Below are 19,847 nucleotides of genomic sequence, written 5' to 3' on the forward strand. Positions count from 1 at the left end.
ACCGCAACTGACTGATCAGCAGATTAACCATGCCCGTGTCCAACGCTCACGGCAGGGGTCGGGTTACGCAACCGGAACGCGCCCGTTCACACGGTCAGCAAGCGCCCACCCATTCCTCCGTACCGTCCGAGAACCTCTGGTGCTTCCAGATGGGCACTTCGTGCTTCAGGTCGTCGATCAGCTTGCGGCAGGCTTCGAAAGCCTCGCCACGGTGGGGGCAGGAGACGGCGACCACGACAGCAAGATCCCCGACCCTGAGGTCCCCCACGCGGTGAACGGCCGCAAGCGCCCGCACCGGATACTCGGCGACAACCTTCTCGGCTATGCGCCGCATCTCCGCCTCGGCACTGGGATGGCAGGAGTACCCGAGCGCGTCGACGTCCGCTCCCCCGTCGTGATTCCTGACGGTCCCGACGAACAGCGCGGTCCCTCCGGAGGCATCGTCCCCGACGGCGCGGAAGACCTCGTCCACGGAGAGGGCGGTCTCCCGAATCGCCAACAGCTTGACGGGATCCTGCGCCCCCTGCTCACCGGGGTGATCACTCGTAGTTGCCATACGCCCATCGTGCACTACGCCACTGACAACGGGGAATGTGGTTCTCTCCGGGCACGCGACCACGGGGCGCTCACGCGCGTCAGATGCGCCGTCGGGCCTTCCGTGCCCGGCGCACCAACGCGGCCGTACCCAGCAGTGCGACCGTCGCGCCCGCGGCACCGGCGGCGGTGGCGTCCTTGCGGCCGAGGCGCCGACCGGCCACCGTGTGCCGCCCGGCGACCTCCTCCAGGAGCTCGGCGAGGACCTCCTCGTTGGTCCACCGCGGGCGCCATCCGGCGTCATGGAGCCGGCTCCCGCTGACGACCCAGGGGTACATCGTGTAGGCGAGGTCTCCGGCGGGCGACGGTGTGAGCCCGATCCGGTGGAGCCGGGCCGCGGCCCCCAGAGCGACGGCCGAGGGCAGTTCCATCCGCCGGATCCCGCTGAGCTCCTCGACCTCCTCCTGTTCCAGCCACCCGTCGCAGCCCACGGCCAGGTCCCCGTCGACCTTCTCCAGGACGGCGTACTCCAGGGCACTGCACAGGTCCTCGACGTGGCAGAACTGCCAGGCGGGCCGGGACCCGGCTACGACCAGCAGCCGGGGCGACTCGAAGTAGCGCGTGAGGGCCGTGTCGGTGCCTCCGACCAGCACGGCGGGCCGTACGACGGTGACGTTGAGCCCGGGATGCGCGCGGGGCGCCCGCTTCGCGAGCCGCTCGACCTCCAGGAGATCGCCGACGCCCGTGGCCTCCGCGGTGGCGCGCAGTTCGGCATCCTCGGAGAGGGGCAGTTCGTTGTCGGGCAGCGCTCCGTAGACCATCGCCGAGGTGCACAGCACCACCCGGTGCACCCCAGCGGCTGCCGCGGCGGTGAGGACGGTCTGGGTGCCGCGCACGTTGAAGGCGGTGCGCGCCGCCGGGTCGGTCTCCAGGTCGAGGTCGAGCGCCAGATGGACCACGACGTCGGCGCCGCGCAGCTTCTCGGCGATCACCGGGTCGCGTACGTCGAGGATGTGCCACTGGGCGTCCGCGCACTCACCGCGCCGCTCGTCGATGGCGATGACCTGCTTGATCTCGTTGCTGGCGGCGAGCCGCTCGGTGAGCAGCGCACCGATGCCGTCGGCGGCGCCGGTGACCGCGACTACGGGGCCGCGTACGGCCGGACTGGTTGAGGGGTTTCGCGCTGCGCGAACCTGTGGATCTGGGGAACTCACCGGGCGTCTCCAGCGGTTGTCTTCAGTAAGGACGCGCGTGACGCGTACGTACCAGGTGGCATCCATCCTGCCGCAGCCCAAGAGTCGGCGAAGCATCGAGGCCGGAACCGGCCGCTGTGTCTACGCTGGGTGGTGTTGTCGGGCAGCCGTGCCGCCGGAGAGAACCGGCGGCCTTACCAGCCGAGGAATCCCGTGAGTGACACCCCATTCGGATTCGGCCTTCCGCCGGAGGAGCCGGACGACGGCGACGAGGGCAAGAAGAAGGACCAGCAGAGCGGTGGTGGCCAGGGACCGGCCAACCCGTTCGGTTTCGGGTTCCCCGGAGCCGGCGGGCCCGGCGCCGACAACCCGCTCGCCGCGATGTTCGGTTCCATGAACCCCAACGATCTGGGGGCCGCGTTCCAGCAGCTGGGCCAGATGCTCTCGTACGAGGGCGGCCCGGTGAACTGGGACATGGCCAAGCAGATCGCCCGTCAGACGGTGTCCCAGGGCGCCCCTGACGGCAGCAAGGACTCCAGTGTCGGCCCCGCCGAGCGCTCCGGGGTCGAGGAGGCCGTGCGCCTGTCCGACCTGTGGCTGGACGACGCGACGTCCCTGCCCTCCGGTGCCGGTTCCGCGGTGGCGTGGAGCCGCGCGGAGTGGGTCGAGGCGACGCTTCCGGTGTGGAAGGAGCTCGTCGACCCGGTCGCCGAGCGTGTCGGCGCGGCCATGGGCGATGTGCTTCCCGAGGAGATGCAGGCCATGGCGGGCCCGCTCATCGGGATGATGCGCTCCATGGGCGGCGCCATGTTCGGTACGCAGATCGGGCAGGCCGTGGGCGTGCTCGCGGGCGAGGTCTTCGGCTCGACCGACATCGGTCTGCCGCTCGGCCCGGCGGGCCGGGCCGCGCTGCTTCCCGTGAACGTCGAGGCGTTCGGCAAGGACCTCGGTGTGCCGAAGGAGGAGGTGCGGCTGTACCTCGCCCTGCGTGAGGCCGCCCACCAGCGTCTGTTCGCGCATGTGCCGTGGCTGCGCTCGCACCTGTTCGGGGCGGTCGAGGGCTACGCGCGCGGGATCAAGGTCGACACGGCCAAGCTGGAGGACGTGGTCGGCCAGCTGGACCCGTCGAACCCGGAGCAGCTTCAGGACGCACTCCAGCAGGGCATGTTCCAGCCGGAGGACACACCGGCCCAGAAGGCTGCGCTGGCCCGCTTGGAGACGGCGCTGGCGCTCGTCGAGGGCTGGGTGGACGCGGTCGTGCACGCGGCGGCGAAGCCGCGTCTGTCGTCCGCGGACGCGCTGCGTGAGACGCTGCGCCGCCGCCGTGCGTCGGGCGGTCCCGCCGAGCAGACCTTCGCCACGCTGATCGGCCTGGAGCTGCGCCCGCGCCGGCTGCGGGACGCCTCGCGGCTGTGGGCCTCGCTCACGGACGCGCGCGGTGTCGACGGCCGGGACGCCCTGTGGGCGCACCCGGACATGCTGCCGACCGCGTCCGACCTGGACGACCCGGACGGCTTCGTGCACCGCGAGCAAATGGACTTCTCCGAGCTGGACAAGATGCTCGGGGAGGCCGCGGGCGGCTCCGCCGAGAAGCCGAACCTCACGAAGAACGAGGACAAGAAGGACGACGACAAGGGCGACAGCGACGAGTGAGCCTCCATGACGACGCGGTCCTCGTACTGAAGAGCTACGAGGACCAGGAAGCTCTGCGCCAGGCGTATCTGGACCATCTTCAGGCGCACCCGGACGGCATGTGGAAGGCCTGCGAGGCCGGGCACATCACGGCGAGTGCCCTGGTCATCGACCCCGGGCACGGCCGCGTGCTGCTGACGCTTCACAAGAAGCTGCGCATGTGGCTTCAGATGGGCGGCCATTGCGAGCCTCAGGACTCCACTCTGGAGGCTGCGGCCCTACGTGAGGCCACAGAGGAGTCGGGCATCACTGGTCTGACGCTGCTCCCGGGCGGGCCCGTACGGCTCGACCGGCACCCGATCCCGCCGCCGTGCCACTGCCACTTCGACGTGCAGTACACAGTTCTGGCGCCGGTCGGCGCGGTCCAGGAGATCAGCGACGAGTCCCTCGACCTGCGCTGGTTCGCGTATGACGAGGTGGCGGACGTGGCGGACGACTCCGTGGTGCGACTGCTCGATGCCACACGGGCCAGACTCTGAACCGGTAAGGGGCGGCCGCATTAGCGGCCGCCCTTTACACATGCCTCCGGGGAGGCTCAACTCCAGACGTTGCCCTGGTTCTGCCCCCGGGCCCCCTGCTGGCCCACCCCGTACTGGGCGGCGACGCCGGAGCCGATCGTCGCGTTCTGCGGCGGCAACAGCTCGCTGGGCTGGACGAGCACGTAGCCCTGGCCCATGAAGCTGAGCTCCCAGCCCTCGCCGGTGTTGCCGCGGCGTCGGAACACTCCGGAGGAATGCGTCTGGGCCTGCATCTGCACACGCAGACTCGTCGACCATGCCACGATCGCGTCGGCGTCGCAGTTGACGAAGCGGTCGGGGGTGACCTGCATCATCAGCGGCATCCCCGAGGTCATCAGGGCGGCCTTGCCCCGCCCGGAGATGTTGAGCTGGTACTTGCCGGAACCGGAGATGCCGTACTGACTGTCCACGGCGATCACCTCGTGGTGCAGAGCGGAGTCCATGGCCAGGACGTAGCTGCTGTCCACGGTGAGGCCGTCCTGATCGACGTCCACCACATGGATGTGCTGGGCGAGGTTGGCCAGATAGACGGTGCCCTGTCCATGGCAGCGCATCAGGTCGAGGCCCTCTCCCGTCTGTGCGCGGGAGCGCCGCTGACCGGAACTCTGGAACTCGGCGTCGAACTCCACCAGCCCCTGGTAGGCGACCATGGTGCCCTTGCGGGCGAGCACGTCGTCGTGGCCCTCCAGAGCGACGCGCAGCATCTGCTTGTTCTGCAGGCTGTAGCGCTCCTGGGACTGCTGCTCGTTGTAGGCGAAAAGCGGGCTCTGCATGATGTGTGGCTCCCCCTCAGCCCCGGACTCGGAGGCGGTCGGTGCTGTCCTCGCTGGGCTGGACGACGACGATGCCCTGTCCGGAGAAGGCCATCTGGAACGCCTCTCCGCTGCCCCGTCCGATCAGCGACTGCGCCTTGAAGCTGCGCTTGCCCTTGACCTTGAGGTTCGGGGACCAGGCGACGAGCGCGTCCGGGTCGACGTACGTCTCGTCCTCGCCGCCTCCGCAGTCGACGACGATGGGCTTGCCCCGGGAGGTCAGCGCGACCCAGCCCTGCCCGGAGATCTTGGTGTTCCACAGGCCCTGTCCGGCGAATTTCGCCAGTCCCTTGACGCGTTCGACGCCCCACTGGAGGTGTGCGTCGAAGGCGAGCAGGTTGGTGGCGTTGACGGAGATTCCGTCGCCGTTGAGGTTGATGACGACCACGTTCGCTCCGTAGTCGGCCAGGTAGAGAAGGCCGTCTCCGGAGCACTTCATGAGGGGTGCGCCCTCGCCGGTGGCCCAGTCGCGTGCGATCTGGCGCACGGCGGGCGGATTGGGCTCGTACTGGACGAAGCCTTCGTAGGCGACCATCGACCCCACGCGCGCGAGGAGGTCGCTTCCGCTCTGCATGGCGACCTTGAGCATGTGGTTGCCGTGGTTCTCCATGCGTGCGGCAACGGGTGCCGGGGCGAAGCCCGCGAGCTGCTGGTTCATATGACGGGCTCCCTCAGACCTCGTACGGCTGGACGACGATGAAATTGCCGGGTGCGCCGCGGAACTGGAGGTTCACGCTCTCTCCGGTGTCGCCCGGGTAGGCGTTGCGGCGCATGCGCACCTGGCTGGAGACGATCACCTGGGAGGCGGCGGACCAGGCGACGACGGCATTGCAGTCGGCGAACGTCGTCGGCGTGACCGGCAGCACCACGGGCGCTCCCTGCGTCTTGACGATGATCGTGCCTGTCCCCTGGAACTGCATCGTGAACAGCGCGCCTCCGGGGATGCCGTGTCCTTCGATGCGGCGGACCTCGTACTGGAGTGTCTCGTCGAACGCGAGGACGTTCTCCGCGGAGACGCAGATGGCGTCCCCTTGCAGCTCGATGGGGTGCAGCATGGCGGACTTCTCGGCGAGGAAGACCTGGCCCTTGCCCGAACAGCGCATCAGCTGCATCTCCTGGCCGGTCGCGTTGCCCACGATCCGGCCGGAGAATCCGGCGCTCTTGTAGCTGAAGTCGACCTTGCCCTGGTAGAGCACCATGCTGCCCTGGCGGGCGAGCACAGCCTGGTCACCGCCCATGCCGAGGTCGACCCGGACCATCTTCTTGTTCTGCTGGGTCCAGCGCTGGCCGGTGGGCGCCTCCTTGTACGGCTGGAGGGCCGCGGCGACACCGGCACCGCCCTGGGGAGCACCCTGCGGTACCGCGTACCCGGCAGGCGCGCCCGGAGCACCCGGCGCACCGGGCTGGCCCGGGACCTGGCCGAACGGCGGCTGCTGACCGTACCCCGGAGGCGGGCTCGGCTGACCATAACCGGGCGGCGGCGCCGGGGCTTGAGGTGCCTGAGGCTGTCCGTAGCCGGGCGGCAGAGGTGCGCTCGGGGCTGGCGGCTGGCCGTATGGAGGCTGCTGCTGGTTCGGCGGCTGCCCGTAGGGCGCCGGAGCGGGCGCCGGGGGCGGTACGGGAGCGCCGCCGGGCGGAGTCATGGGCGCGGCGATGGTCGGCGCGGCGTGCACGGCGGGCGCGGGCACCGGAGGTGCGGGTGCCTGCGGCGGGGTGGCTGCCGGCGGCGCGAATCCCTGGGCGGGCTGCGGCGCGGGGGCAGGAGCCGGTGTGGCGGGACCTGACGGAGCGCCGAACGCGGGCGGCGCGGTGGCCTGGGCGGGCGGCGCGAAGGACGGCGCATCCGCCTGCGGCTGCGGTGCAGGGGCGGGCTCCTCCTCGGCGACCTCGCCGCCGAAGTTCTTCAGCAGCGCGTCGAGTCCACCGTCGAAACCCTGCCCTACCGCCGCGAACCGCCATACGTCCTTGAGGTAGAAGTCCCCCAGCATCACGGCTCGTTCGGTGGAGAACTCGCCGCCGTCGAAGGGGTAGCGGGCCACCTCCTCGCCACCCGCGACGATACGGAGGTATCCGGGGGCGATCTGCGACAACTGCCCGGCGCCGTCGAGCGTCGCCGTGAACGACAGCCTCTGGATCTGCGGCGGGATCTTGTCGAGCGTCACGCGGAAGGACTCCGTGTCGCCCGCCTGCGCTCCCAGGAGCTGAATGGACTCCTCAGGAGTCTTCGGCTGGTTGAAGAAGACGAAGTACCTGTCGTCCGAAAGCCGTTCGTCGGCGTCCAGACCGAAGCAGCTGATGTCGAAGGTCAGTCCGGGGCCGGTGATCTGCACGCCTACGTACAGATCGGTGCCCGCGGTGAGGTCACTGATCTTGGCCTTGTGGCCGCGTTGGAATTCCCTGGCCATGCGTAACGACCGTCCCCCATCCCGATACGAGTGCGTCGCGCGTCAGGCTAACCGCAAATTCCGGCCGCGGACGAAGCCGGTACAGACCCGGTACACAATCCCTGCTTCCGCCCCGTACCAGCGCAGTCGCGCCGCCGGACCCCTGTCACTCGTCGCGCCCGGCGGGCAGATGGGGCAGCCGGTCGGCGGCGACCACCCCTTCGAGGTAGCCACGGGCCCGCTCGGTACGCGGATAGGCCTCGAGGAGTTGCCAGAAACGAGGCCCGTGGCCGGGCACGAGCAGATGCGCGAGTTCGTGGACGAGGACGTAGTCGACGACGTACTCGGGCATTCCCTGCAAGCGGTGTGAAAGGCGGATGCTGCCCTCTGCCGGGGTGCATGAGCCCCAGCGGGTGTTCTGGTTGGTGACCCAGCGGACCGAGGAGGGCAGGGCGAGGCCGTCGAAGTACAGGTCGGAGAGCCGGGCGGCACGTTCGGAGAGCTCCTCGTCGCCGAGTACCCGCTTGTTCTCCTGGGCGGCGAGCTTGTCGAGCATGACGCCCACCCAGCGCTGCTCCTCCGCCTTGGACATCCGGGCGGGGATCAGCACGACGGTACGATCGCCCTCGCGGTACGCGGAGACCGTTCTGCGTCGGCGAGTGCTCCGGCGGACCTCGATCGCGCTCGTCCCCGAGCCGGTCGGCGGCTCGCTCGTCGTGCTGCGCTGTGGTTTTCCGCGGTTCAGTGGGTCGGCGGACACGCCCCGACGGTACCTGTTGGGCATGGTGGAAGTCCCGCCTCCGGGACGGTTCGATGCCGATCCGCGCTCTGCGCGCCCGGTTTATCCCTACTCCGTACGCCTGATTTGTACGACGAATACCCCCAGCCTGTGGATAACTTTCGGCCCCTGCCGACAGATGCGTGCATGCTGGCAATCGACCGGCGGAGCAGGACGAGCCCCACCGGCACAACGGGGACGTACGGGGGTCTGTCATGCATCCGATGGTGAAACCCGCGCTTCGGCGCGCCTGGCGGGATCTGAACACCGTGCAGTTCGGGATGGCACCGGCGCATGCGATGGTGCTCGGCCCAATGGACACGGCGACGAGCAGCTTTCTGACCTTGCTCGACGGAACACGCGGGCTTCCTCTCCTACGCGACGCAGGCCACCACATGGGTCTGCCCGACGGCCATGTCGACGGGCTCGTGGAGCGGCTGGCCCGAGCAGGTCTGCTGGACGACGCGACGGGCGGCGGCCCGGACGCGGACGCCCTGCGCGAGAAGAAAGCGGCCTTGGACCGGCTGCGGGCCGACCTCGCCTCCCTTTCCCTGGTCGCGCCCGGACCGGGCGAGGGCATGCGCCGGCTGGCGGCCCGCCGTTCCCTGCGCGTGCAGGTGTGGGGCGCGGGCCGGGTGGGTGTGGCCCTGGGCTGCGCGCTGTCAGGCGCGGGCGTGGGCCAGGTCGATGTACGCGACGGCGGTTGCGTCGAGCCTTGGGACGTCGCACCGGGCGGTCTGCCCGTCGACTCCATCGGCGAGCGCAGGGAGGAGGCGGCACGGCGGGCGGTGCGCCGGGCGGCAACGAGCCGCCCACCACGGCGCGGTGGCGCACAGTCGCCCTCCGACGGCCAGGAGCCGGGACTCTCCCTGGTGATCCTCGCGCCACGGGACGGCCTGGCCGCCCACGCTCCCGACCCGGCCACCGCCGAGCCGCTGATCGCATCCGGGACACCGCATCTGTACGCCGGGGTCGTGGAGGGCACAGGAGTCGTAGGCCCGCTGGTCCTGCCCGGCGACACGCCCTGCGCGGGCTGCCTGGACCGGGGCCGCACCGACCGCGACCCGAGCTGGCCGCGCCTGGTCGCACAGTGGCGCTCCGGGCAGCCCCGTCAGGTACAGGCGTGCGATCTGACACTGTCGGCCACGATCGCCGGGCTGGCCGCAGGGCACGCACTCGCTTTCCTTGACGGGGAGTTGCCGTCCAGCGCGGGTGCTCGCTGGGAGGCGTCGGTGCCCGGTTTCGACTGGCAGACACGCCCCGTGTGGCCGCATCCCGCATGCTCGTGCGGGACTGCGGAGAAAGCTAAGGGGGAGCAGACCTCGGAAGACGAGAGGCCGCACGAGACAATGGACGGGCAACAGCCGCAAGCGGCTCGGCTGTCCGGTACTTGGAGGGCGCATGTCTGATCTTCCCCGGAAGGCGGTCACCCGGACCGCCAAGCTCGCCGCCCTACCGCTCGGCTTCGCCGGGCGGGCCACATGGGGCATCGGCAAACGGATCGGCGGGAAGTCGGCGGAGATCGTGGGCCGCGAGCTGCAACAGCGCACGGCGGAGCAACTGTTCAAGGTGCTCGGCGAGCTCAAGGGCGGCGCGATGAAGTTCGGGCAGGCGCTGTCCGTTTTCGAGTCGGCGCTGCCCGAGGAGGTCGCGGGTCCGTATCGCGCGGCACTGACGAAGCTTCAGGAGGCTGCACCGCCGATGCCGACCCGCACGGTGCACACCGTGCTCGAGGAACGACTGGGCGAGGACTGGCGCGACCTGTTCGTGGAATTCGAGGACAAGCCGTCCGCGGCGGCCTCCATCGGGCAGGTGCACCGCGCGGTGTGGCACGACGGCCGGGAGGTCGCAGTCAAGGTGCAGTACCCGGGGGCGGGCGAGGCGCTGCTCTCCGACCTGAACCAACTCAGCCGTTTCGCCCGGCTCCTGGGGCCACTCATTCCGGGGATGGACGTCAAGCCGCTCATCGCAGAGCTGCGCGACCGGGTGTCCGAGGAGCTCGACTACGGCCTGGAGGCACAGGCTCAGCAGGCTCATGCGGAGGAGTTCGCGGACGACCCGGACGTACTGGTGCCGGCTGTGCTCCACCAGTGCGAGCAGGTGCTGGTCACCGAGTGGATCGACGGGATCCCCCTGTCAGAGGTGATCACCGACGGTACGCAGGAACAGCGGGACCGGGCAGGACAGCTCCTCGCCCGCTTCCTCTTCTCCGGCCCGGCCCGCACCGGCCTGCTGCACGCCGACCCGCACCCTGGCAACTTCCGCCTCCTGCCCGACGAGTCCGGCGACCCCGACGGTAAGGACGGTATGGATGGCTGGCGCCTGGGCGTACTGGACTTCGGCACGGTCGACCGCCTCCCCGGCGGCCTGCCGCCGACCATCGGCGACTCACTGCGGATGACCCTCGACGGAGAGGCAGAGGCGGTCTACGAACTGCTCTGCGAGGAGGGCTTCGTCAAAGAGTCGATAGAGCTCGACCCGGACGCCGTCCTGGATTACCTGCTCCCCATCATCGAGCCGGCCAAGGTCGACGAGTTCACCTTCACCCGAGGCTGGATGCGCAGCCAGGCGGCGCGAATCGGCGACCCCCGCTCCCCCGCGTACCAGCTCGGCAAGCAGCTCAACCTCCCCCCGGCGTATCTGCTGATACACCGTGTGACCTTGAGCACCATCGGCGTGCTGTGCCAACTGGGCGCCACGGTACGGCTCCGAGAGGAACTCGAGGGGTGGCTGCCCGGCTTCGTGCCCGAGGACGAAGCAGCACTGGAGGAGGGGGAGTCGGCGGCCGAGGCGTGAGGTTCGGGCGGAGGCTTGAGCGCGTGCGTGGGTGAGCCGGGTCCGACGGGTGGCCGGGGGGCGGGGCGGGGGCGGGGCCCCGGGGACACAACGCATCGCGGGGGCCGGCCCATTCGGACCGGCCCCGCGACCAGCGGTTTTGTTCCACTGCCGTTGCCGTTGCCGTTGCCAAAGCCTTTGCGGCTGCTGCGGCTTGCGGCCGTTGAGTCAACGCGGCCTTACTGCATGACCGCCATGGCCAGGGCGCGGCGAGCGCGCAGCGACGCGCGCTCGGCGCGGCGCTGCATCCGGCGGGCCGTCGCCACGCGGATCGCCCGGCGCTCGGCCTCGGCGGCGCGCTGCCGCTCGTGCATATGCGCACGAGCCAGGGCTTCTTGGATGAGTTGCATCTCACGGGTCCTGTTCTGACGCGAGTCGTTCGCGCCGGTGGTGGTGAACTCTGGAATCGCGGAGCCGGCGGGCTCGCTGTTGGACGGCTTCATCGGGGCCTGATCCTTGGGGTCGTGCGTCAGGGGGCGATCGATCGTTCCTGTGGTGGTCATGCCGCGACCGGGTTCTTGCGCGGGCGGCCACGCGGCCGCTTGCGGGCGACAACGACACCCTGGACGAAGAGCTCGCCACCCCAGACGCCCCAGGGCTCACGCCGCTCCTTGGCGCCGGCGAGGCAGGCCTCGATCAGCGGGCAGGTGCGGCAGAGGGACTTGGCGTACTCGACATCTGCCGGCGACTCGGCGAAGAAGACCTCCGGGTCGTTGGAGCGGCAGGGGACGGGCACGCCGAGGTTCTCGATGGCGTCGTCGAGCGCGGTGAGCGCAGTGAGCGGGGTCAAGGTGGAGTCCTCCGTGAGGCCGGGCGGGGGGATCGTTTCGGAAGGCGGTACGGACGGGGCGTGCGCTTCGAGTTGCACGGTTGGTCTTCCTCGTCTGGTCGTGCCGGCCGGGTTGGCCGGTTGGCGGCTGGTACCGGGTTGTTTTCTTGTCCCGAGGCCCCTTCGCTCTGTCGTCCCTGGTCGGGGACAAACAGAAGGGCCGCGGATCCCTGGTGGGGTTCCGCGGCCCTGAAGGCGCCGGCCTGATCGCCGATCAGGCTGGATCACTCCAGGGTTCAGGCCCACGGAAGGCCCACATCGTGTGGTGCTGCGTCTGCTTGCGGGATCCGGCACCGGCGGCCGCAAAGGCATAGGCCTGCGCCTGCGCCTCTACTGCTTCCAGTGCCTTCATCGGTCGCTCATTGCGCTCACGGACGGGAAGGACCGCGAGAGACAAGGCGGACGCCGGCCGGACAGCAGGAATGCCGGGCAGACCGGTGCCCAGGTTCGAGACGCCGAGCAGGCACGTGGAGACGACCGAGCGATCGGTCATTTTGACGGTGCTGATGGAGCTGGTGTTGATGCTGATCACTGGAATCGCCTCCTCTCGGCGTCTTAGGGGACCGGGGTGAGCCGGTCCGACGGTTATTAAGTACAGCACGGAACCAGGGCCTTGGAGAAGGCCGCCGCTTCCGTGCTTAAGAACCTATGGGGATTCCTGGGGCATGCGCAAACTATTTTCTCGACGAGTTTGCGTCAGTCCTCATCATCTCCCCCTTCAAACTCCTGACCTGCACAGATGGCCAGAACTTCGGTTCCGTAGCGGTTGAGCTTGCGGGTGAGCACCCCTGGGATACGGGCCAGCTCGGCCGGAGTGGCCGGTACCGCTTCGGCGATAGCCATCAGTGTCTTGTCCGTGAAGACGCAGAAGTCCGGTTGTCCGCTGCGCTGCGCCTGGGCCGCTCGCCAGTCGCGCAGCCGCTCGTACAGCCCCTCGTCCATGTCGGAAGGGCAGTCGTCACAGCGCATCAGTTTCATCTCACCGGCGTCGGTGAGGGTGCGACCGCAGACCCGGCAGCGGGCGGGCTGACGGTTCACCCGCCGCACTACGCCCTCGACACCACCGGCGACACCGCGCTCGATGCCGCCGGGGCCGCCTGCGCCGCCTCGGGTCGGGGCTGCGGTGGAGCCGGGGCGCAGTCCGTCGAGGAAGTGGCTGGGGCGGCGGTTGGGGCGGCTTCCGGGCGAGCGGGACTGCGCCCAGGAGACGGAGAGGTGTCGTCTGGCGCGGGTGACGCCGACGTAGAGAAGGCGGCGCTCCTCCTCGATCTGTTCCTCGGTCTTTGCGTAGGAGATCGGCATCATGCCTTCGGCGACACCGACGAGAAGGACGACGTCCCACTCCAGGCCCTTGGCGGAGTGGAGGGAGGCGAGAGTGACGCCCTGGACGGTCGGGGCGTGCTGCGCGGCGGCACGCTCGTCGAGTTCCGAGACGAGGTCGCCGAGCGTGGCGTCGGGCTTGGCGGCCGCGAAGTCCTGGGCGAGGTGCACCAGGGCGGCCAGTGACTCCCAGCGCTCGCGGACGGCGCCTGATCCAGCGGGCGGCTCGCTGGTCCAGCCCTCGCTCGACAGCACGGCTCGTACCTGCCCGGGCAGGTCCCCGGCGTCGTCCAGGAGGGCGTCGTTGCCCCCGAAGCGGCCTGCCGCACGCAAGCCGTGGATGGCCCTCTTCACCTCCGGTCGGTCGAAGAACCGCTCGGCACCGCGCAGTTGGTAGGGCACTCCGGCGTCGGCGAGGGCCTGTTCATAGATCTCGGACTGGGCGTTCGTACGGAAGAGGATGGCGATCTCGCTCGCGGGGACGCCCGAGGCGATGAGGTCGCGGATGCGGCGGGCGGCCCCCTCGGCCTCGGCGGGCTCGTCGGTGTACTCGGTGTAGACCGGCTCGGGGCCCGGGTCACGCTGGGAGATCAGCTCCAGACGGTGTTCGGCGGCGCGACCGCGGGCCTGGGCGAGCAGGCCGTTGGCGAGGTGCACCACCTGAGGTGAGGAGCGGTAGTCGCGGACCAGCTTGACGACCGTGGCGCCGGGGTGGCGGGTGCGGAAGTCGAGGAGGTGGTCTGGGGTTGCACCGGTGAACGAGTAGATCGTCTGGCTGGCGTCACCGACGACGCAGAGGCTGTCGCGCTCGCCGAGCCACAGTTCCAGGAGGCGCTGCTGGAGGGGGCTGACGTCCTGGTACTCGTCGACCACGAAGTGCTGGTACTGGGCGCGCACCTCGTCGGCGATGTCGTGCCGGTCCTGGAGGATGCCGACGGTCAGTAGCAGGACGTCTTCGAAGTCGATGACACCGCGGTCGCGTTTGACGTCCTCGTATGCGGCGTAGAGCTGGGCGATCTCGCCCGGGTGGCGGGGGGCTTCTCGGCCGGTCTTGGCGGCCTTCGCCGCGTAGTCGGCGGGGACGGTCCGGGTGACCTTGCACCATTCGATCTCGGCTGTGACATCGCGCAGTTCGCCCCGGTCGAGGCGGACGCCGCAGGCAGCTGCGGCGTCGGCGACGAGCTGGATCTTCCGGTCGGCGAGCCGCGGCAGGCTCCCGCCGACGGCCTTGGGCCAGAAATACTGGAGCTGGCGCAGGGCGGCGGAGTGGAACGTGCGTGCCTGGACTCCGGCGGCGCCGAGCTGGCGGAGCCGGCCGCGCATCTCGCCGGCGGCACGGTTGGTGAAGGTGACGGCCAGCACGCTGGCGGGCTGGAGAATCCCGGCGCGCACTCCGTAGGCGATGCGGTGGGTGATGGCCCGGGTTTTGCCCGTGCCGGCTCCTGCCAGTACGCACACGGGACCGCGCAGGGCGGTGGCGACCTCGCGCTGCTCGGGGTCGAGGCCTTCGAGCACCGCGTCGGCCCCGCCCGGCGGAGCCGCGTACTGCGAGCTGCCGGAGCCCTGCGGGAAGAGGGTGGAGTGCGTTGCTGCTGTCACCCCGCCATGCTGCCAGTTCGGAGGTGACGGGTGCGCCGGTTGTCCACAGGCGGGCGCTCGCAGTCGTACTAATGCGGCAGGCGCGGCCCCGGCCTCCGGACCCCCACACGGCCCGCGTACGGGAATGGTGGACCCGTCACGTACGTTCCACTCACTGCGAATACGTACCCCCAGCAGCAAAGGAGCGCGAGACACATGCCGGGCACTGTGACGATGTACAGCACCACGTGGTGCGGCTACTGCCGTCGGCTGAAGAGCCAGATGGACCGTGAGGGCATCACGTACGAGGAGATCAACATCGAGCAGGACCCGGCGTCCGCGGCGTTCGTGGAGAAGGCGAACGGCGGTAATCAGACGGTGCCCACCGTCCTCTTCCCGGACGGTTCGACCCTCACGAACCCTTCTCTGGCGCAGGTCAGGCAGAAGATCGGGGGCTGAGCCCCCGCTAGAGGGCCGTGCCCGGTTTCGGCAGGGGCTTGCCGTACCAGAGCTCGATCAGGCGGGCCGCAATCGAGATGCCGTAGGGCGGCAGCACGTCCCCGGACTCGAAGGCGGCCCGTAGCTCTTCGCGGGAGAACCATCGGGCTTCGTGGATCTCGTCGCCGTCGACGTCGATGTCCGCCGACGTGGCGCGGGCCATGAAGCCCAGCATGAGGCTGGAGGGGAAGGGCCAGGGCTGGCTGGCGACGTACTCGACTTCGCCGACGGTGACGCCGGCCTCCTCCAGGACCTCGCGGCGTACCGACTGCTCGATGGACTCGCCGGGCTCGACGAAGCCGGCGAGAGTGGAGAACCGCCCCTCGGGCCAGTGCACTTGGCGGCCGAGCAGGATGCGGTCGTCGTCGTCCGTGACGGCCATGATCACGGCAGGGTCGGTGCGTGGGTAGTGCTCGGCGCCGCAGGCGGGGCAGCGGCGGATGTGGCCGGCCGCGGCGATCACGGTGCGCTCCCCGCAGCGGGAGCAGAAGCGGTGCAGGCGCTGCCAGTTCTCCAGGGCGACGGCGTGCACCATGAGTCCCGTGTCGCGGGGTGACAGGAGCAGGCCTGCCTCGCGCAGTCCCGCGGCGCGTGCGGGCTGGTCCATGCGGCCGGGGAGCGCGTCCTTCTGGAGTGCGAAGTAGCTGACGCCGTCGTCGTCGGTGCCCAGGAAGTAGCGGTGTGCCTCGGTGAGGGGGGCTTCGAAGGAGGGAGTCATGACGAGTTCGGTGGTGCCGTCCTCCGTCTCGTCGATGAGGACCTGGCCGCCGGAGACCACGAACACACGGGTTGTGGGGTGGCTCCACGCCGCGGCGAGCCAGGCCTCGTCGAGCCGGTGGTGGGCGGCTCGGTCGATGCCGCTCGGGGCGGTGAGCGAGATGGGACGGTCGGCGGTGTGATCGGTCCAGGTGGTCACGGGTGCTTCCAACTCCCCCGGTGGAACGGGTATTTCAGCGGGACGTGCGGCAGGACTCGGCGGCGTTCGGCGGGCTGTTTCAGTGTGCATCGCGCCCGTTGTCCGCTAGGTCGCTCCGTCCGCGGCGGGGCCCGCACCGCCCTCGGCGGTCGGGAAGCCGGTCTCCCGGAGTTTCGCGGCAAGCCTGTCGGCACTGCGCCGTATGTCCGCCGTGCGTTCGGGCCGGGCCGGCACGGACGGGATGCGCCGCCACTCGGTGGGGGCGTCGAGGAAGGCGGCGCGGTGCTTCTCGTTGTACGGGCGGACGGCGCTGTCCGAAGTCTTGCTCATGTTCACGAGCCTATCCGCCCGCACTGACATGCTGGTCCGGCGGTTCGTCCGGGGACGGCTCCTCCAGGAGCAGCCGCTCCAGTGCGGCCCGGTCCGGGAGATTCTCGGGCCGTACGATCTCGCCGCCGCGCACGTAGAGGAAAGCGGCCTTGACGGACTCCAGGGGTACCCCGTGCTGCTCGGCCCAGGCGAGCCGGTAGAGAGCGAGCTGGAGGGGGTCGGCGGTGCGGCTGCGGTTGGTCTTCCAGTCGACGATCTCGTACGTCGTCTCGTCGCCGTCGCCTTGCTTGTAGACGGCGTCGATGCGGCCTCGTACGACTCGTCCGGCGATCTCGAGCTGGAAGGGGGCTTCTACGCGGTAGGGCGTGCGGTGGGCGTACGGGGTGCGTTCGAAGGCGTCCTTGAGTGCCTCCAGGTCGCGTTCGTCCGCGATCTCGGCCTCGCTTCCGGGTAGTTCCTCCGGCTCCAGCATGGGCAGTCGCAGCTCTTCGAAGCGGGATTCCACCCAGGCGTGGAAGCGGGTGCCACGGCGTGCGGCGGGCTGCGGAGCGCGTGGCATGGGGCGCGCGAGCTCTTGCGCGAAAGCGTCCGGGGCGGCGGCCAGGCGCAGCATCTGGGATGCGGTCAGGGAGATCGGCAGGGGTACTTCCGTGACGCTCTGGCGGGCGCGCAGGAGCTCTCCGGTGAGAGCGTCCAGGTCGCGGTCCCAGGAGGCGATGGTGCGGGCTTCTTCGGGGGTGAGGGGCGCGGTCTCGGGTGGGTGCGGGCGGGCGTCCGGGGCGGGAGTGGGGTGCGGGATCCTCGGCCGGCTCCGGGGCCATGACTCCGCAGTGACCGGGGGCACGTCCGCGAATTCGGCTTCTCCGTAGAGCCCGTCTGCGAATGCGGTCTCTTCATGGAGTGCCTCGTCAGCGTGCGGAGCCTCGTCCGTGTACGGGGCTTCGTCGGCGTACGGAGCCTCGTCAGTGAAGTCACCGTCCCCGTAAGGGGGCTCGTCCTCCTCGGGCGGAGGAGGCCAGTCCGGATCGCCGTACGGGGTTTGGGTGTCGCGAGCCGACGGGTGGGCCGCCTCGTGGGAGTGCTCGGATTCCAGGTGGGCCAGCACCGTTGCCGCGGCTGCTCGTCGGCGGGCCAGCGCCGCGTCGTCCAGCGGGAGGGGCCACGCGTGGTCGCCCGTCGCCTCGTGAAGCGCCGGGTTCTCCTCGCCCTCCTCGGGTTCGTCCGCCCAGGCTTCGATCTCGCCGTGTCCGGCCGCGCAGTGCTCGTACAGGGCGTGCAGGAAGTCGGACGGTCCGCGTGGCTTCTTCTGGGAGGGGCCCCACCAGTGGCCGGAGCCGAGGAGCAGGGAGCGGGGTCGGGTGAACGTGACGTAGCCGAGGCGGAGTTCCTCGGTGTGCTGGTGGTCCTTCATGGCCTCGTGGAAGGCCTTCATGTTCCTGGAGTCCCAGGCGTCGATGTCGGGCAGTGTGTCGGCGTCGCCGCGCAGTTCGTGGGGCAGGACCTTGCCCTGGGCGGTCCATTTCTCGCGGCCCTGGGTGCTGGGGAACGTGCCGGTGACCAGTCCGGGGACCGCGACGACGTCCCACTCCAGGCCCTTGGACTTGTGGGCGGTGAGCACCTTGACGGTGTTCTCGCCGCCCGGCAGGGCGTTGTCGAGGCCCTTCTCGTACTGGGCGGCTGTGCGCAGGAAGCCGAGGAAGGCGAGGAGGGTGGCCTCGTCGTCGTTGGCGGCGAAGGACGCGGCGATGTCGAGGAAGTTGGACAGGGTCTCGCGGCGGCGGGCGGCCAGGGCGTGCGGGGACGCGGAGAGTTCCACCTCCAGGCCGGTGGTGGCGAGGACTCGGTGCAGGACGTCCATCAGCGGGTCGGACAGCGAGCGGCGCAGGTCGCGCAGTTCGGCGGCGAGCCGGGCGAACCGCACGCGCGCGTCCGGCGAGAAGGGCAGCCCGTCGTCGTCCCCGTCGCCCCCCAGAGGCGTCTCCAGGAAGGTGTCGAGGGCGTCTGCGAGTGAGATCACCTCAGCCGGATCGACGCCCTCGACGGCCGCGGCGAGCCGGCTGTCCGGGTCGTCGTCGGCACCCACGCGCGCGTGCGACACGAGAAGCCGGGCGCGGCGCCCCAGGAGGGCGAGGTCGCGGGCGCCGATGCGCCAGCGCGGGCCGGTGAGCAGGCGGACCAGGGAGGCGTTGGCGCCCGGGTCCTGGAGGACCTCGCAGACGGCGACGAGGTCGGCGACTTCCGGGAGGTGCAGCAGCCCGGAGAGGCCGACGACTTCGACGGGGATGTCGCGGGCGACGAGCGCGCCCTGGATTTCGGCGAAGTCGGTTGCGGTGCGGCACAGGACGGCGATCTCGCCGGGCGCCTTTCCGGTGCGCACGAGATGGGCGATGGAGTCGGCGATCCAGCCCAGCTCCTCGGCGTGGGTGGGCAGCAGCGCGCAGCGCACCATGCCGTCGCGTTCGGCACCGGGGGCGGGACGAAGGGCCTCCACGCCCTCGTGCCGGGCGCGTAGGGGCTCCGCGAGGCCGTTGGCCAGGTCGAGGAGCCGGCCGCCGCTGCGGCGGTTCTCGCTGAGCGCCTGGCGAGTCGCGGGGCGGCCGTCTGAGTGCGCGAAGTGCTCGGGAAAGTCGTCGAGGTTGGCGACGGAGGCGCCGCGCCAGCCGTAGATCGCCTGGCACGGGTCGCCGACGGCGGTCACGGGGTGGCCGGTGCCGCCGCCGAACAGGCCCGCCAGGAGGACGCGTTGGGCGACCGACGTGTCCTGGTACTCGTCGAGCAGGACCACCCGGAACTCGTCGCGCAGGATGTCGCCGACCTCGGGCCGGGTGCGGGCGAGCGTCGCGGAGAGGGCGATCTGGTCTCCGAAGTCGAGGAGTTCGCGCTCACGCTTGGCCGTCCTGTAGCGGCCCACCAGTTCGGCCAGTTCACGGCGCGCGGCGGCCGTCTCCGGGACTTTGCGCAGGTCGGCGTTGGTGAGTTTGGCGCTCTCCAGATCGCGCAGCAACGCGGCGTCGTACGCGCGCAGTTGCTCGGGCCGTACCAGGTGTTCGGCGAGTTCGGAGTCGAGCGCGAGGAGGTCGCTGACCAGGTCGGGGAAGGACCGGGTGAGCGCCGGGTAGGGCCCTGGGGCCTCGCGCAGGACGCGGGCGGCGAGCTGGTAGCGGGTGGCGTCGGCAAGGAGGCGTGTGGTGGGTTCGAGCCCGATGCGCAGGCCGTGGTCGGTCAAGAGGCGGCCCGCGAAGGCGTGGTACGTGGAGATGACGGGCTCGCCGGGGGGGTTGTCGGGGTCGATCACGTCGGGGTCGGTGACGCCTGCCTTGATGAGCGCTTTCCGTACGCGCTCCGCGAACTCGCCGGCCGCCTTGTTGGTGAACGTCAGGCCGAGGACCTGTTCAGGGGCTACCTGACCGGTGCCGACCAGCCACACCACGCGCGCGGCCATCACCGTGGTCTTGCCGGAGCCGGCTCCGGCCACGATCACCTGCGGGGCGGGCGGTGCGGTGATGCAGACCGTCTGCTCCGGGGTGAACGGGATGCCGAGGAGCTCCTTGAGCTGTTCGGGGTCGGTGATACGGGCGGGCACCTCAGAGAGGCTAGCCGCGGTCACTGACAGCGGGGGCCGCGTCGGCC

17 protein-coding genes and 1 pseudogene are annotated in these 19,847 nt (G+C 70.3%); 5 read left to right on the forward strand and 13 right to left on the reverse strand.

The window, feature by feature from the left end:
- Positions 1 to 94: 94 nt before the first annotated feature.
- Positions 95 to 556: a molybdenum cofactor biosynthesis protein MoaE gene (locus tag ACFYO0_RS27950; RefSeq protein ID WP_388681359.1), complete on the reverse strand. Its 462-nt coding sequence runs from the start codon at positions 554 to 556 to the stop codon at positions 95 to 97.
- Between the two features lie 79 nt (positions 557 to 635).
- On the reverse strand, positions 636 to 1,748 hold the full coding sequence (locus tag ACFYO0_RS27955) for an SDR family oxidoreductase (RefSeq protein ID WP_388681361.1): 1,113 nt from the start codon (positions 1,746 to 1,748) through the stop codon (positions 636 to 638).
- Between the two features lie 192 nt (positions 1,749 to 1,940).
- On the opposite strand from ACFYO0_RS27955, the gene ACFYO0_RS27960 reads away from it, so the two are divergent.
- Both ACFYO0_RS27960 and ACFYO0_RS27965 read left to right on the forward strand, forming a co-directional pair.
- A complete protein-coding gene (locus ACFYO0_RS27960; RefSeq protein ID WP_388681364.1) occupies positions 1,941 to 3,380 on the forward strand; it encodes a zinc-dependent metalloprotease in 1,440 nt (479 codons plus the stop codon).
- Positions 3,377 to 3,898, forward strand: coding sequence for an NUDIX hydrolase (locus ACFYO0_RS27965; RefSeq protein WP_388681366.1), 522 nt, complete (start codon positions 3,377 to 3,379; stop codon positions 3,896 to 3,898). Before ACFYO0_RS27960 ends, ACFYO0_RS27965 begins: the two co-directional genes overlap by 4 nt.
- A 56-nt stretch (positions 3,899 to 3,954) precedes the next feature.
- On the opposite strand, the gene ACFYO0_RS27970 is transcribed toward ACFYO0_RS27965, so the two are convergent.
- From ACFYO0_RS27970 to ACFYO0_RS27985, 4 genes are all read right to left on the reverse strand, one after another.
- Positions 3,955 to 4,710, reverse strand: a complete 756-nt coding sequence (locus ACFYO0_RS27970; RefSeq protein ID WP_388681368.1) for an AIM24 family protein — start codon at positions 4,708 to 4,710, stop codon at positions 3,955 to 3,957.
- A gap of 16 nt (positions 4,711 to 4,726) precedes the next feature.
- Positions 4,727 to 5,407 carry an AIM24 family protein gene (locus ACFYO0_RS27975; RefSeq protein ID WP_388681371.1) on the reverse strand — a complete coding sequence of 227 codons (681 nt, stop codon included), beginning with the start codon at positions 5,405 to 5,407 and terminating at the stop codon, positions 4,727 to 4,729.
- Positions 5,408 to 5,420: 13 nt separating this feature from the next.
- The gene (locus tag ACFYO0_RS27980) at positions 5,421 to 7,154 is read right to left on the reverse strand and encodes a TerD family protein (RefSeq protein ID WP_388681374.1); all 1,734 of its coding nucleotides are present in this window, start codon (positions 7,152 to 7,154) and stop codon (positions 5,421 to 5,423) included.
- 145 nt (positions 7,155 to 7,299) lie between these two features.
- Positions 7,300 to 7,893: a M48 family metallopeptidase gene (locus tag ACFYO0_RS27985; protein WP_388681377.1), complete on the reverse strand. Its 594-nt coding sequence runs from the start codon at positions 7,891 to 7,893 to the stop codon at positions 7,300 to 7,302.
- A 233-nt stretch (positions 7,894 to 8,126) separates the two neighbouring features.
- On the opposite strand from ACFYO0_RS27985, the gene ACFYO0_RS27990 reads away from it, so the two are divergent.
- A complete protein-coding gene (locus ACFYO0_RS27990) occupies positions 8,127 to 9,320 on the forward strand; it encodes a TOMM precursor leader peptide-binding protein (protein WP_388681380.1) in 1,194 nt (397 codons plus the stop codon).
- On the forward strand, positions 9,313 to 10,707 hold the full coding sequence (locus ACFYO0_RS27995; RefSeq protein ID WP_388681383.1) for an ABC1 kinase family protein: 1,395 nt from the start codon (positions 9,313 to 9,315) through the stop codon (positions 10,705 to 10,707). Before ACFYO0_RS27990 ends, ACFYO0_RS27995 begins: the two co-directional genes overlap by 8 nt.
- Before the next feature lie 218 nt (positions 10,708 to 10,925).
- Here ACFYO0_RS27995 and ACFYO0_RS28000 read toward each other — a convergent pair whose 3' ends face one another.
- From ACFYO0_RS28000 to ACFYO0_RS28015, 4 genes are all read right to left on the reverse strand, one after another.
- On the reverse strand, positions 10,926 to 11,249 hold the full coding sequence (locus tag ACFYO0_RS28000) for a hypothetical protein (RefSeq protein ID WP_386342155.1): 324 nt from the start codon (positions 11,247 to 11,249) through the stop codon (positions 10,926 to 10,928).
- Positions 11,246 to 11,614, reverse strand: a complete 369-nt coding sequence (locus tag ACFYO0_RS28005; RefSeq protein WP_262007304.1) for a WhiB family transcriptional regulator — start codon at positions 11,612 to 11,614, stop codon at positions 11,246 to 11,248. The genes ACFYO0_RS28000 and ACFYO0_RS28005 overlap by 4 nt, the downstream gene beginning before the upstream one ends.
- A gap of 175 nt (positions 11,615 to 11,789) precedes the next feature.
- Positions 11,790 to 12,107 carry a hypothetical protein gene (locus tag ACFYO0_RS28010; protein WP_388681386.1) on the reverse strand — a complete coding sequence of 106 codons (318 nt, stop codon included), beginning with the start codon at positions 12,105 to 12,107 and terminating at the stop codon, positions 11,790 to 11,792.
- 164 nt (positions 12,108 to 12,271) lie between these two features.
- Complete coding sequence (locus ACFYO0_RS28015) at positions 12,272 to 14,494, reverse strand: ATP-dependent DNA helicase UvrD2 (protein ID WP_388681388.1); 2,223 nt, start codon at positions 14,492 to 14,494, stop codon at positions 12,272 to 12,274.
- Positions 14,495 to 14,689: 195 nt separating this feature from the next.
- On the opposite strand from ACFYO0_RS28015, the gene ACFYO0_RS28020 reads away from it, so the two are divergent.
- Entirely contained in the window at positions 14,690 to 14,932 is a 243-nt protein-coding gene (locus ACFYO0_RS28020; protein ID WP_388681391.1) for a mycoredoxin, read from the forward strand.
- Positions 14,933 to 14,939: 7 nt separating this feature from the next.
- Here the strand turns inward: ACFYO0_RS28020 and nudC are convergent, their stop codons facing one another.
- The 3 genes and pseudogenes from nudC to ACFYO0_RS28035 all read right to left on the reverse strand — a co-directional run bounded on the left by nudC (position 14,940) and on the right by ACFYO0_RS28035 (position 19,800).
- Positions 14,940 to 15,887 carry an NAD(+) diphosphatase gene (nudC, locus tag ACFYO0_RS28025; RefSeq protein WP_388681394.1) on the reverse strand — a complete coding sequence of 316 codons (948 nt, stop codon included), beginning with the start codon at positions 15,885 to 15,887 and terminating at the stop codon, positions 14,940 to 14,942.
- Positions 15,888 to 16,007: 120 nt separating this feature from the next.
- Positions 16,008 to 16,217, reverse strand: a pseudogene (locus ACFYO0_RS28030) (peptidase M20); the annotation flags it as partial.
- Between the two features lie 10 nt (positions 16,218 to 16,227).
- Positions 16,228 to 19,800, reverse strand: a complete 3,573-nt coding sequence (locus tag ACFYO0_RS28035) for an ATP-dependent DNA helicase (protein WP_388681397.1) — start codon at positions 19,798 to 19,800, stop codon at positions 16,228 to 16,230.
- Positions 19,801 to 19,847: the final 47 nt, after the last annotated feature.

The organism is Streptomyces sp. NPDC006365 (genome assembly GCF_042870755.1).
Lineage (GTDB): Bacteria > Actinomycetota > Actinomycetes > Streptomycetales > Streptomycetaceae > Streptomyces > Streptomyces xiangluensis.